Source organism: Bacillus sp. FSL W8-0920, assembly GCF_038593215.1.
GTDB lineage: Bacteria > Bacillota > Bacilli > Bacillales > Bacillaceae > Bacillus > Bacillus pumilus.
This window is the reverse complement of sequence record NZ_CP151974.1, coordinates 1707570-1719994: the sequence shown is the minus strand read 5'-3', so window position 1 is coordinate 1719994 and position 12425 is coordinate 1707570. Positions and strand designations below refer to the sequence as shown.

Annotated in this window: 13 protein-coding genes; 3 read left to right on the top strand and 10 right to left on the bottom strand. The window is 39.3% G+C overall.

All coding sequences use genetic code 11. The features are described 5' to 3' along the window. Positions 1 to 12 precede the first annotated feature (12 nt). The 3 genes from NSS78_RS08500 to NSS78_RS08490 all read right to left on the bottom strand — a co-directional run bounded on the left by NSS78_RS08500 (position 13) and on the right by NSS78_RS08490 (position 1665). The gene (locus tag NSS78_RS08500; RefSeq protein WP_342468332.1) at positions 13 to 261 is read right to left on the bottom strand and encodes a hypothetical protein; all 249 of its coding nucleotides are present in this window, start codon (positions 259 to 261) and stop codon (positions 13 to 15) included. Positions 262 to 349: 88 nt separating this feature from the next. Further along, positions 350 to 472 (bottom strand): hypothetical protein, encoded by a 123-nt coding sequence (locus tag NSS78_RS08495; RefSeq protein WP_268412795.1) that lies wholly within the window; start codon positions 470 to 472, stop codon positions 350 to 352. 32 nt (positions 473 to 504) lie between these two features. Then, entirely contained in the window at positions 505 to 1665 is a 1161-nt protein-coding gene (locus NSS78_RS08490; RefSeq protein WP_342468331.1) for an AimR family lysis-lysogeny pheromone receptor, read from the bottom strand. A 198-nt stretch (positions 1666 to 1863) separates the two neighbouring features. On the opposite strand from NSS78_RS08490, the gene NSS78_RS08485 reads away from it, so the two are divergent. Together NSS78_RS08485 and NSS78_RS08480 are read left to right on the top strand one after the other, a co-directional pair. Continuing rightward, a complete protein-coding gene (locus NSS78_RS08485; RefSeq protein ID WP_144678788.1) occupies positions 1864 to 2658 on the top strand; it encodes a helix-turn-helix transcriptional regulator in 795 nt (264 codons plus the stop codon). A 128-nt stretch (positions 2659 to 2786) separates the two neighbouring features. Continuing rightward, positions 2787 to 3941, top strand: a complete 1155-nt coding sequence (locus tag NSS78_RS08480; RefSeq protein WP_144678789.1) for a site-specific integrase — start codon at positions 2787 to 2789, stop codon at positions 3939 to 3941. A 115-nt stretch (positions 3942 to 4056) separates the two neighbouring features. On the opposite strand, the gene glnA is transcribed toward NSS78_RS08480, so the two are convergent. The 5 genes from glnA to spoVK form a co-directional block, all read right to left on the bottom strand. Next, complete coding sequence (gene glnA / locus NSS78_RS08475) at positions 4057 to 5391, bottom strand: type I glutamate--ammonia ligase (RefSeq protein WP_003211015.1); 1335 nt, start codon at positions 5389 to 5391, stop codon at positions 4057 to 4059. 59 nt (positions 5392 to 5450) lie between these two features. Beyond that, complete coding sequence (locus NSS78_RS08470; protein ID WP_212045882.1) at positions 5451 to 5861, bottom strand: MerR family transcriptional regulator; 411 nt, start codon at positions 5859 to 5861, stop codon at positions 5451 to 5453. Between the two features lie 91 nt (positions 5862 to 5952). Next, positions 5953 to 7233 carry an aminotransferase class I/II-fold pyridoxal phosphate-dependent enzyme gene (locus NSS78_RS08465; protein WP_050944937.1) on the bottom strand — a complete coding sequence of 427 codons (1281 nt, stop codon included), beginning with the start codon at positions 7231 to 7233 and terminating at the stop codon, positions 5953 to 5955. A gap of 18 nt (positions 7234 to 7251) precedes the next feature. Then, the gene (gene hflX / locus NSS78_RS08460; RefSeq protein WP_342468330.1) at positions 7252 to 8514 is read right to left on the bottom strand and encodes a GTPase HflX; all 1263 of its coding nucleotides are present in this window, start codon (positions 8512 to 8514) and stop codon (positions 7252 to 7254) included. A gap of 121 nt (positions 8515 to 8635) precedes the next feature. Continuing rightward, positions 8636 to 9595 carry a stage V sporulation protein K gene (spoVK, locus tag NSS78_RS08455; protein WP_003211912.1) on the bottom strand — a complete coding sequence of 320 codons (960 nt, stop codon included), beginning with the start codon at positions 9593 to 9595 and terminating at the stop codon, positions 8636 to 8638. A gap of 320 nt (positions 9596 to 9915) precedes the next feature. Between spoVK and NSS78_RS08450 the strand changes: the two genes are divergently transcribed. Continuing rightward, entirely contained in the window at positions 9916 to 10674 is a 759-nt protein-coding gene (locus tag NSS78_RS08450) for an N-acetylmuramoyl-L-alanine amidase (RefSeq protein ID WP_050944941.1), read from the top strand. A 67-nt stretch (positions 10675 to 10741) separates the two neighbouring features. On the opposite strand, the gene NSS78_RS08445 is transcribed toward NSS78_RS08450, so the two are convergent. Beyond that, complete coding sequence (locus tag NSS78_RS08445; RefSeq protein WP_310023817.1) at positions 10742 to 11359, bottom strand: hypothetical protein; 618 nt, start codon at positions 11357 to 11359, stop codon at positions 10742 to 10744. A gap of 84 nt (positions 11360 to 11443) precedes the next feature. Further along, positions 11444 to 12424 (bottom strand): class 1b ribonucleoside-diphosphate reductase subunit beta, encoded by a 981-nt coding sequence (nrdF, locus tag NSS78_RS08440; RefSeq protein WP_003212452.1) that lies wholly within the window; start codon positions 12422 to 12424, stop codon positions 11444 to 11446. Position 12425: the final 1 nt, after the last annotated feature.

The window sequence follows — 12425 nt, the reverse complement described above, 5'->3', positions numbered from 1 at the left end:
CTCCTTCTTTCATTAAGACTTCTTGATAGTTAAAGATGAGTTACATCGGTTACAAGTTAAGACCAAACTTTCATCATTCACATAAAGATCACTAACTGCGAAATGCTCTCCGCCTATATCATCAGTACCGTAAATCTCAGAATCGAATGATAGCTGTATCTCATGGTGGCCAAAATCATTATCAGAAATTTCACTATGAAACATCTGCTCTTGATTAAACCCCACTTCGTTTCCACACGTACAAGTTAGATTTAAAATCATTTCAAGTTCTCCTTTTCAGATTATTTCTTGATATATCAAAAAGGCAGGGATTCAATCTCCCCACCTTTCTAATATGTAAGGCATTTAATTAAGCGCCATGACCAAATCCTGCTGTGTTGAAATCAGAAGCAGTATCAATTTGTGTACCTGCAACTACACCTCCGAAGAAAATTGCAGCTGCTACAATAGTAAGTGCGAATACTTTTTTCATTTTTTCACCTCCCTTCAAGCGATTAATTCATCTTAAACTGCCAATACTTCAAGAATGAGTTTATCTGTGCCTAACTTTTCAAGTTCAAGTAGTGGCAAGTTAGCAGAGAATTTATCCCCACTTAATTTAAAATACTTAATAGACTTATAGAAATATCCGTCTGAGCCATACGCAAGCCCTTTTAGATACATATGCATACCTAACTGGTTGTCATCGTGTTCCTCGGCTTCTAGGGCTTCTAGAATTGATTTAGCGATTGACATTTCACCTTTGCGAATGTAGCTGTGAGCAACCTCTTGTCGGTCACTAATTTCCTCTGAGTCATGATGTAACCATTTGTTTTCTTTTCCCCATAAATTTTCAAGGAAGCACAAACTTCTTAAAGCTTGGATTGATCTCTCTCTGTTCTCAGTTGAATGTTCTAACGCAAAAAGAAAACACTTTTTACTTGAATCGTAGTCTGTAAACATTTGAGAGTTACCTTGCGCTAGGTATGAATAGGCTGTAATTCTTCTTACGTTGGAGTTGAGTATCCCGTAGCTTGAATAATATCGCACTCTTTCCAGCTTATTCTGCCTTAGTGAACAGTTAGCTAAAAGTAGCATCAATCGGCTGTGGAACGATTGTTTAACATATGACTCTTCTAAACTTTCAATCACAACGTCTTCTGACAACGAATCTAGCCTGTTGAATTGGTTATTCCATAATGCGAAATACATCGGAATGATTCGACTATAAACTTTCATCTCGTCTGTTTTTAATTTGAAACTACCTAGTAACCTGACCAAATCTTCAGAATTCACAAGACCTTCTTCTGCATCCCTTTGTGCTTTGTAAGTCTTTGCCCATTCTATGCTTTTTGCGTTTGCTGTGTTGTTGAGGATATTCTCGATGTGAGCATCAAGCTTTTCAATTTCAGCGTTCACAGATAAGTATTCCAAAGCTTGTCTCGAACACTGCTTGCCTGGATCAAGCGTTAATATGTAATCACTCATCAATTCCATTTCATTAACTGGATCAATTTCTTTAACAATATCTATGATGCTTTGAATATCATTTGTTTCCTTGCTAGGTTCGTTCAGAAAACGGTAGAACCCACTTCTGTCTGTATACCCTGCTATCTTTGCCAATTTCATAGCCATTGAAGAATCGTCTTCACACTTGCTTTTGATGAATGCTTTTAATTTGCTCAATCCAATATCCCCCTAGTTATCTCTATTTAGTTATGAATTATTCATCTTGGGTTATTCAGTTGTCAAAGAACGCGGAAGATTTGTCTTACCTCACAATCTTAATGTAGCATGATTTTGGTAATATGTAAATTGTAAAATTAATTTGTTTTATGCTTCATTTTATAATATAATTAACACATAGAAACTGGAGGTAGTGTCATGAATTACTCTGTACTTGAATATTTCAGGAAATCGATGAAAGAAATACGTACGATGAAAAAAATTGGATCAAGAGAATTATCAAGAAAAATCGGAAAAGCCGAAACTTATATTTCACAATTTGAAAGAGGGCTAATTAAATCACCTGATTATCAAATCTGTTTCGATATAATGAAAGAACTTGGCTTTGCGGAGAAGGACATACCAAACATATTGTTTGAACAATATGAAATTATGTCACCAGAGGAAGAAAAGGCATATAAAGAAGCAGAAGAAAGAGAAATAGAACGAATGCAAGAACTATACAATGACCCTGATTACTTACAAGCAGAATTGATAAGATATTTAGAATCGGAAAAAGAAGCAGAAGAAAGAGAGAAAAGGTCAGAATTAATCAAGTCTTCCCCTTCTAAAATGTGGGGAGAAAATTATTCGGAAGATAGGAACGAGAAGTTCTTCGCAGAGGTCTCAGGTGTTGATGATGAAATAACTTTCAATATTAAAAGTGCACTAAAAATACTTTCAATAATTCAAAAACATGATAAAAACTATGCACATGTTGTAAGTCAGGGATTTTATGAAATGCTTAAGGATAGCCAGTTCAATATATTACTTTACAACTTTATCTTTAATTTCTTTAAACATGACATAAAACTCTTAGATGAAGAAGGCCTTTTAAAAGTTATGAATTCCTATATCGATGAATTAAATCAAGCGAAAAAGAAAAAAACAGCTTTCGGAACGCCGAAAAAAATAAAGAAGATTGTAACTTTGCAATCTAAAGGAGGTGAATAGGTGTTAATTAACGCATCCACTGAATCATATGTAGCAAATTAAAGAAAGTTATGTAAATAAATTTCATATGTAGATAATCTTAAGTATACCCTCTGATCATCATTGACTAATTAAAAGGTGGGATTTTATTGGCAAGTTTCCGTAAAAGAGGTACGACATGGCAGTATAGAATTAAATATAAGGATCCTGTAACACAAGAAGTAACAGAGCTTTCTAAAGGTGGATTTAGTACAAAAAAAGAAGCACAAATTGCTGCTTCAAAACATGAGGAATTACTTAGAAGTGATATAGAGGTTGGAGGTGGAGAAACATCTTTAAAACATTTTCTTATTGAATGGTTAGAAGTTTATAAAAAAGGAAAGGTTGCAAAAAACACGTTTAACATTCACAAAAGAAATATTGAGAATAAAATCCTCCCCTACTTCCTAGAGATTAAGCTAAAAGACATAACACCAATGAGATACCAAAAATTCATAAATACTCTTGAGGAATCAGGTAAATACAGCACAAGAACTATCGAGATCATACACGGCACAATGTATCATGCTTTATCGATGGCTGTTAGACCACTTAAAAAAATTTCATCAAATCCATGCGATGGAGTTGTATTGCCCAAAAAAGATCGATCCAAATCCAAACACAGTTTGGAATATATCAACTCTGAGGACATTGGAAAGTTCTTAAAAATAGCTCGTCAGGACAACTATATCTATTACATTTACTTTAAGACTTTGATTGAAACTGGAATGAGAAAAGGTGAAGCTGCTGCTCTTCAACGAAAAGATATTGATCTAAAAAATCGGACAATAGCCATAAACAAATCACTAGACTTCCAAAGAGACCCTGGTGAAGAAGTATTCGGAAACACAAAAACATATCACTCAGAACGAACAATCAAGATTACTGAGTCTTTTGCAAAGGAACTTCATGCTCATATGAAGTGGATCAACGATAACAAAATGGTCTTTAATGAAATATACGACCATGATCTAGACCTTGTTTTCTGCAGAGAAAAAGGAGATCCCTTACCAAAGTCCTCCCTCTTCAATGCTCTAAAAAGAATATTAAAAAAGGCTGAAATTGAAAATATCCCAATCCATGGACTAAGACATACTCACGCCGTTCTTCTATTAGAAGCTGGCCAGAGCATGAAGTTCATCCAAGAAAGATTGGGACATAAAAATATAAGCATAACTTCTGACGTGTATGCTCATATAAGTGAAAAACTCGAAAATAAATCTGTGGACAGTTTCGAGAATTACATCAACTCAATTCTGAGTTGAAATTTTTTGGTGATTTTGGTGGTCAAAAAGTGGTCAAACCTTTTTTGGGTTGTGGACACTGTAAATTTGACCACCAAATTCTTTTCTAAAACCCTTTTAAATCAACGTTTCTTTATTAATACTGAGACATATACTGATCGCGTTCCCATGGGTGTACTTGGGTTCTAAACATATCCCATTCGATTTCTTTTGATTCGATGAAGTGCTCGAATAAGTGATCGCCTAGTGCGTTGACCATGACTTCGTTTGATTTCAGCAGCTCAAGTGCTTCTGCAAGTGTTGCAGGCAGATCAGCAATGCCGTTTTCAAGGCGCTCTTCTTTGTCCATGACATAGATGTTTCTGTCAATTGGTGCTGGTGCGTCTAGTTTGTTTTTGATTCCGTCAAGACCTGCTGCAAGTAATACGCTTAGTGCAAGGTATGGGTTTGCAGATGGGTCTACGCTGCGCACTTCTACACGTGTGCTGATGCCGCGTGATGCAGGGATACGGATTAATGGGCTACGGTTTTGTGCACTCCATGCCACGTAGCAAGGTGCTTCATAACCAGGTACAAGACGCTTGTAAGAGTTCACCGTTGGGTTTGTGACCGCTGTAAAGCTAGTTGCATGCTTGACGATACCTGCGATAAAGTGTCTAGCCGTCTCGCTTAATTGTAAATCTGCTTTTTCATCAAAGAATGCGTTTTTGCCATTTTTGAATAATGATAGGTTACAGTGCATACCAGATCCGTTTACACCAAACAATGGTTTTGGCATGAATGTCGCATGAAGACCATGCTTTCTCGCGATCGTTTTGACAACGAGTTTGAACGTTTGAATGTCATCACAAGAACGGATGGCGCCTGCATATTTGAAGTCAATTTCATGCTGTCCAGGTGCTACTTCATGGTGAGACGCTTCAATTTCAAAGCCCATTTCTTCAAGCTCAAGCACGATATCACGGCGGCAGTTTTCGCCTAAATCTGTTGGTGCAAGGTCAAAGTATCCACCTTTATCGTTTAATTCAAGCGTTGGCTCGCCTTTTTCATCTAATTTAAATAAGAAGAATTCTGGCTCAGGTCCAAGGTTGAAATCACTAAATCCTAGGTCTTCCATTTCCTTTAAGACACGCTTTAAGTTGTTACGTGGGTCTCCATCAAATGGCGTCCCGTCTGGCTTGTAAATGTCACAAATAAAGCGTGCAACTTTACCTTTTTCTGCTGTCCATGGGAATATAACAAATGTGTTGAGATCTGGGTATAGATACATATCTGATTCTTCAATACGTACGAAACCTTCAATAGATGAACCGTCAAACATACATTTGTTATCGAGAGCTTTTTCTAACTGGCTCACAGGAATTTCAACATTTTTAATCGTTCCGAGAATGTCTGTAAATTGCAGACGGATGTACTTTACATTTTCCTCATTTACTAATTTTACGATATCTTCTCTTGTGTATTTTGCCATTTCGTAAAACTCCTCCCCTACAAAAGGTAAAATTGTATAGCAATGCTTTTGCTAATTGGTTAACGGAAGAACCTTGACATATCCCCCTGCCTAAAGGTCGTTCCTTGTTGGAAACGTCCAGCCTGAATGAGTTCCTTCTTCAGTAGCTTCCTGAGTTCATCATCTGTCAAGTTGTGCTTCGCTGTGGATTTCTCCTCGGTCTTTGCATCAGACGCTGGATGTTCTGCCTCAGCATTGGCAAAAAGTTTTTTGATTCCTGCCATGTTTACACCTTGTTCGATGAGGTTTTTAATTTCTAGTAATTTATCAACATCATGGAAAGAAAATAATCGGCGATTCCCATCACTTCTTGCTGGAAATACTAAACCATTTTCCTCATAATAGCGAATTTGCCTTGCAGATAATTCTGTTAGCTGCATGACAATCCCAATTGGGAATAAAGGCATTGAGCGGCGAATGTTATCACTCATCTCAACTGTCTCCTCCTCTTTGCTTAAATTTATTATATGTCATGTTATATTATGTGTCAACATTATGTTAGGAATATTAACATGGATTTTTTTATCGAGCAGGTATGTCGATAAAACCTTGTTCCAATAAGGCATCTACAGCACTGCAAATCGCATTTTTCACATGGGCATACGTCAGTCCGCCTTGAACGTAGGCTGTATAAGGCGGTCTGATCGGTCCATCGGCTGACAATTCGATACTAGCCCCTTGGACGAAGGTGCCCGCTGCCATAATGACATCATCCTCGTAACCCGGCATATAGCTTGCATGCGGTGTGACGTGACTGTTGATCGGAGATGCATATTGAATCGCCTGACAGAATGCAATCATTTTGTTAGGATCACCAAATTCGACGGATTGAATTAAATCCGTTCTTTTCGCATTCCACGCTGGGTTCGTTTGGAATCCGAGCTTCTCAAGAAAACGAGCCGTGAACACTGCACCTTTTAAGCTTTGCGCCACAACATGCGGTGCTAAGAAAAATCCTTGATACATCTCCTGAAGCGCATAAAGCGAGGCACCCGCTTCACTGCCGATGCCCGGAGATGTCATTCGATAAGAGCAAGCTTCTACCCATTTTTCTTTTCCAACGATGTAACCGCCTGTTTTGGCAAGCCCGCCGCCTGGGTTTTTAATAAGGGAACCCGCCATAAGATCCGCTCCCACATGACATGGCTCTTGTAATTCAGTAAATTCACCATAACAGTTGTCCACAAACACAATGATTTCTTCATTGATCTCTTTTACAAATGAAATCATTTGCTCGATTTCTTCTATTGTAAAGGAAGGTCTTGAAGCATAGCCTTTCGAACGCTGAATGCCGATCATTTTTGTTTTAGAGGAGATTGACTCTTTTACTTTGTCATAATCGACGGATCCATCTTGTCTTAAATCAATGGCCTTGTAATCAATCTGGAAGTCTTTTAATGAGCCTGTCCCTTCTTTGCCGCGAATCCCTACAATTTCTTCTAGCGTATCGTATGGTTTTCCCGTCATATAGATCAATTCATCGCCAGGTCTCAGCACACCAAATAACGCAATGGAAATGGCATGTGTGCCGGAAATGATCTGCGGACGCACAAGGCCGCTTTCTCCTCCGAAGACATCCGCATAAATTTTTTCTAGCGTGTCTCTTCCCATATCATCGTAGCCATATCCAGTTGTCGGGTTAAAGTGAGAATCACTGACTCTATGCTTTCGGTAGCTTTCAAGCACCCGCCACTCATTTTGTTCGCTCTTTTGATCAATTTGCTGATGCATGTGAAAAATGTCTTGTTCTGTTTCTGCTGCTACTTTTTCTAAAATACTGCCGTGTTTTAATGTATGAAACATCTTGATTTAATTCCTTTCTTACAACATATACTTCTTGATTTGACCTAATATGGTCTGCTCCTCACCGCTAAACCCGGTGATGTCATAAAGTTCTGCTTCTTTTTGAAATTCTAGCGCTTCCACGAGCGTTTCTGATTTTAATGCGGAGATGAGCTTTCCTTCATACGCTGGAATCTTCACATGATAGGGCTTTAAAAAGTTTTGTTTCAGTTCTGCCATAATATCCGCTTTTAATCGCTTTACATCTTCTTCGCGCCTCGCACTGATTAATAGATGACGATGCTTTGAAGATGGGATGAAATCCGGTCTGATTTGATCTTCTTTGTTATAAACCGTCAGCATTGGAATACGATCTGCTTCTAATTCCTCTAAAAGCTCATGAACCGTCCGTTCGTGACCTTCGTAATCCTCATTAGAAGAATCAATGACATGAAGCAAATAATCGGCTTCCTTCACTTCTTCAAGAGTGGAACGAAATGCCGCAATGAGTGTTGTTGGGAGGTCTTGGATAAAACCAACGGTGTCTGAAATCAGCACACTATAGCCAGATGCTAATGTCATCTTACGTGTCATTGGATCAAGTGTCGCAAATAGCAGATCTTCTTCATGGCTATCTGCATCTGTTAATTGGTTAAACAAAGTAGATTTTCCGGCATTCGTATACCCAACAATGGCAATTTGGAACACACCATTTTTCTTCCGGCGTTCCCGGTATCTTGTCCGGTGCTCTTTGACTGTAGATAATTGCCCGTTAATTTCGTGAATACGGTTTCGAATATGGCGTCTATCTGTTTCAAGTTTTGTTTCACCTGGACCTCTTGCGCCAATTCCTCCGCCTTGCCTTGAGAGGCTGATCCCTTGTCCGCTTAGTCTCGGCAAGGCATACTGAAGCTGGGCAAGCTCTATTTGCAGCTTCCCCTCTCTTGTCCGGGCTCTTTTTGCAAAGATGTCTAAAATCAATTGTGTCCGATCGATAATTTTCACATCTAAGGCAGTTGCCAAAGCTTTTAGCTGACTTGGAGACAGTTCATCATTAAAAATAATGACATCACATTCGAATTCCTCGCAAAGCACTTCAAGCTCTTCTACTTTCCCTTTACCGATATATGTTGCGCTGTCTTGTCTATTTCTCTTCTGCGTCATTACGCTGACAGCTTCACCGCCAGCCGTTTTGGTTAAGGAAGCTAATTCTTCCATTGAGTATTGAAAGCGTTCTTCCGTGACATGCGGCAATTGACAGCCGACAAGGATCGCTTTTTCTGTCATTTCATGTTCATTCAACGTCAGTTGTTTCCTTTCTGTACTTAAGTTTTCAGTAGTACCATCATACCAAACACACCACACGTATACCACTATTCGGATGGTTTATTTTAGTATCTCTTTATAAAAAGGATACGCCATTTTAAGTAGGCGTATCCTCTTTCATTTGGAGATCGTGACTTTTAATCGTGAGCAAATCTTTTTTATCATAATGATCCACAAGCAGGAGTCTCATCGCTTGGGTACGAATGGCCTTTTCAATCGTGTTTCGCACAAAACGGCCGTTGCTGAATTTTGCAGGACTCGTGGTGCTTTTAATGTGCATTAAGTAATCTCGCAGCTTCCATTCAGCTTCTTGAGTAAATATATATTCTCTGTCAGCCATCATCCGTTTGGCAATGTCCATGAGCTGATCGACGGTATAATCAGGAAAGCTGATATTGATTGGAAATCTCGATTGCAGGCCGGGGTTTAATGATAGAAAATGATCCATTTCCTTGGAGTAGCCAGCAAGAATGAGAATGAATTCGTGCTGTTTGTCCTCCATATGTTTGACTAGGGTATCAATCGCTTCTTTCCCAAAATCCTTTTCGCCTCCGCGGGCAAGAGAATAGGCTTCGTCGATGAACAAAATGCCGCCTAGTGATTTTTTAATTAAATCTCTTGTTTTTTGAGCAGTATGACCAATGTACTCGCCGACTAGATCTCCGCGTTCCGCTTCAATTAAGTGACCTTTTGAGAGGACATTCATTTCAAAGAAAAGCTTCCCGACAAGTCTTGCAACCGTTGTTTTCCCTGTGCCGGGATTCCCTTTGAACATCATATGAAGCGCTTGTTTACCTACCTTTAACCCTTGTTCCTGCCTTTTTTGATTGACAAAGATCCAAGCATAAATCTCTTTTATGTTTCGTTTCATTTCATCCATACCGACAAGGCTGTTCATTTCACGCTCTATTTCCCGTAAGATGCTGTGTTTTGCCTCATTTTTCTGCAAGGCTTCTAGGTATTCTGCCTCTGAATCTGCATCAACCAATACTTGTTTTTGTCCGTTAAGTATAATATTGATTTGGCCGTTGTTTTTATATGTGACAGCTCGCTCCAACGTATTCACCTCTCGCTCTTCTCTCTTTATTCTATTCGGGTGGAGCTGTAATCGTGACAATCGCCCGCTTAAGCCCAAGTTTGCTGTCAAAATGACCCGAGATTCCGAATATTGTAGGGATTTCTGCGGTTTCCCAGGAAATGATGTGCTATTTCCATTGTATTCATCCCATTTAGGCGGACAAACCAACAATTTGTTTTTTCTTAGAAAAATGTAGCTTTCTCATCACAAATTGTGCAGAAAAGAGTCTCAATGATTTCCGCATTTTGTACAGGCAATTTTTCTATTTTCTCATAAAATAAAGACGAGGTGATGAATAGATGGTGAAAATTTTTATTGATCCTGGCCATGGAGGAACAGATTCTGGAGCTGCTGCTAATGGACTTTTGGAGAAAAATATCACACTGCAAATCGCGATTTTATTGAGAGATATGTTGATTAGTGATTATGATGACGTTTCCGTCCGCTTAAGTCGTTCTATTGATCAATCCGTTACTTTGGCCCAGCGTACAAATGCGGCAAACAGCTGGGGAGCTGACTATTTCGTGTCTATTCATATTAATGCAGGCGGGGGCACAGGTTTTGAAAGCTATGTGTATCCTGGCGTTTCAGCACCAACCACCACGTATCGCAATGCCCTTCATGATGAAATTGTTCGCTCGGTGGATTTTGCCAACCGCGGCAAGAAAACAGCGAACTTCCACGTTCTTCGAGAAACTTCTATGCCCGCTATTTTAACAGAGAATGGTTTCATCGATACGACAGCTGATGCAAATAAGCTCCGCAACGCAACCTTCCTTCAAGGCATCGCTCGCGCTCATGCCACTGGATTAGAGAAAGCCTTTCAGCTGAAAAAAAAAGCTAGTAATCTTTATAAAGTTCAGGCTGGAGCTTTCAAGGTGAAAGCCAATGCAGATGAATTAGCAGCCACGCTGAAATCCAAAGGCTTTGACGCCTTCGTTGTATTAGAGGGCGGCATGTTCCGAGTGCAAGCCGGGGCTTTTCGTACAAAGCAAAATGCGGATGACCTCGTCGCAAGATTGAAACAGGCCGGTCATGACGCATTCGTTTTCCAATAACTGAAGCTTGTTATAACGAAATAAACCGGCTCAAGTCTGCTGCTGAGCCGGTTTATGATTGATTCCTTTATGCTAAAATGTTCACGACAAATTGAGACCACGTTTCAAGTCGATCGAAGTATTCAGGCTTTTTCAAATCGGATGCTTTCATCCATTTTCCTGAGATTTGATCTGTTTCTTTCACTTCTACATGAGCGCCTGGAGATAATTCAAGCGCCGATAACAGTCCAATGTGCACACGGCCGACACTGTTGTCATCATCATTAATTAAACCAAGGGTTTTCATCTCAAGTTTGTCTTCTTCTTGAATAGAAAGTTCCTCGTCTAGTTCACGATCCGTATTTTCTTTTAGAATTTCAGCAAAGTTTTTGCCTTCGATGAAATTCATGTGACCACCAAAGCCAAGAGATAACTTATGATGCAATCGAGTCTCTCCCCCGCCTTGAAGCCTTTCATATACATACACTTCGTCGTCACGCTTAATCACGACATAAGGAATCGGCTGCTTGAAGTCAGGATTTTCTTCCGCATCGCCTCTGCGCATCTGCTTGAAGTGCTCTTCGATTTCTTTCATAATGGTGTTGATTGTTTTCTCTTCACTATTCACACCATTAAACGCAAGCGTTTCGTTTTGGAATACGCGTGTGCGCGGTGCAACTAGTATGATTTCATCCATTTTTCCCATGTTCGGTAACCTCCAGTATGTAACGCATTATATGAAATGGCAAAAAGCCAAAACGAGTGATGCGTTTTGACTTTTACGCCTTACTTATGATTCATCTCCAAAGAAGAAGTCGTCATCTTTTAACGGCTCAACCGTTGCTTTTTTGTAGCCGTTCCCTTTCATTGAGAAGAAGTCATGCGATTTTGTTTTTGTATTGAGTCCGTTCAATACAATTGGATTGATCTCTTCTTCTTCAAAGTAAGGGGCAAATCCAAGGTTCATTAACGCTTTATTGGCATTGTAACGAATGAACTTTTTCACATCATGCGATAAATTGACTTGGTCATATATATCTTCCGTGTAATGAAGTTCATTTTCATAAAGCTCGTTCAAGAGGTCAATCGAGAAATCATATAGCTCTTTTTGCACGTCAGGTGTTTGTTTGTTGTAAATTTCTTGTGCTAATAATCCAACATATACACCGTGAATCGCTTCATCACGCAAAATCAAGTTGATGATTTCACCACTTTGCATGAGCTTTCCTTGTCCATAGAAATAAAGCGGGTAGTAAAAACCACTGTAAAATAGGAAGCTTTCTAAATAAACAGAAGCAACCATTGCTTTAAAGAGGGAAATCGGATCGTCCTTTTGAATCGAACGGTATAAACTGACAATCATATCTGCTTTCTTTTGCAAGAATTTATTCTTTTTGACCCATTCAAACACTTCACTGATCGTTTCAGTTGGTGCGAGTGTCATGAAGATATTTGAGTATGATTTCGCATGTACCGCATTTTCCATCATCGCCATAAAGTTTAATACTGCTTTACGCTGATGGCCTTCTACATGTTCAGCCACAATCGGCATCCCTGTATTTCCTTGTTCTGTATCAAGTAAAGTCAATCCAGCAAGTACCTTCATGTACGTATCTCGCTCTTTTTCACCTAGATATTTCCATGTTAAGAGGTCCCCGTTTAAGGAAATCTCTTCAGGAAGCCAGAACTGCTTCACATTTTGGTTGTAAAACATTTGTGTAAAATCATCTTCGTGTTTTGACCAGTTGGCTGCATCATAAATTTTTGTCACG

Excerpts from the sequence above, each read along its gene's own strand:
- NSS78_RS08465 (WP_050944937.1), bottom strand. The coding sequence starts at position 7,233 with ATGTTTCATACATTAAAACACGGCAGTATTTTAGAAAAAGTAGCAGCA.
- NSS78_RS08450 (WP_050944941.1), top strand. The coding sequence starts at position 9,916 with ATGGTGAAAATTTTTATTGATCCTGGCCATGGAGGAACAGATTCTGGA.
- NSS78_RS08445 (WP_310023817.1), bottom strand. The coding sequence starts at position 11,359 with ATGGGAAAAATGGATGAAATCATACTAGTTGCACCGCGCACACGCGTA.
- glnA (WP_003211015.1), bottom strand. The coding sequence starts at position 5,391 with ATGGCAAAATACACAAGAGAAGATATCGTAAAATTAGTAAATGAGGAA.
- NSS78_RS08495 (WP_268412795.1), bottom strand. The coding sequence starts at position 472 with ATGAAAAAAGTATTCGCACTTACTATTGTAGCAGCTGCAATTTTCTTC.
- NSS78_RS08485 (WP_144678788.1), top strand. The coding sequence starts at position 1,864 with ATGAATTACTCTGTACTTGAATATTTCAGGAAATCGATGAAAGAAATA.
- NSS78_RS08500 (WP_342468332.1), bottom strand. The coding sequence starts at position 261 with ATGATTTTAAATCTAACTTGTACGTGTGGAAACGAAGTGGGGTTTAAT.
- NSS78_RS08470 (WP_212045882.1), bottom strand. The coding sequence starts at position 5,861 with ATGAGTGATAACATTCGCCGCTCAATGCCTTTATTCCCAATTGGGATT.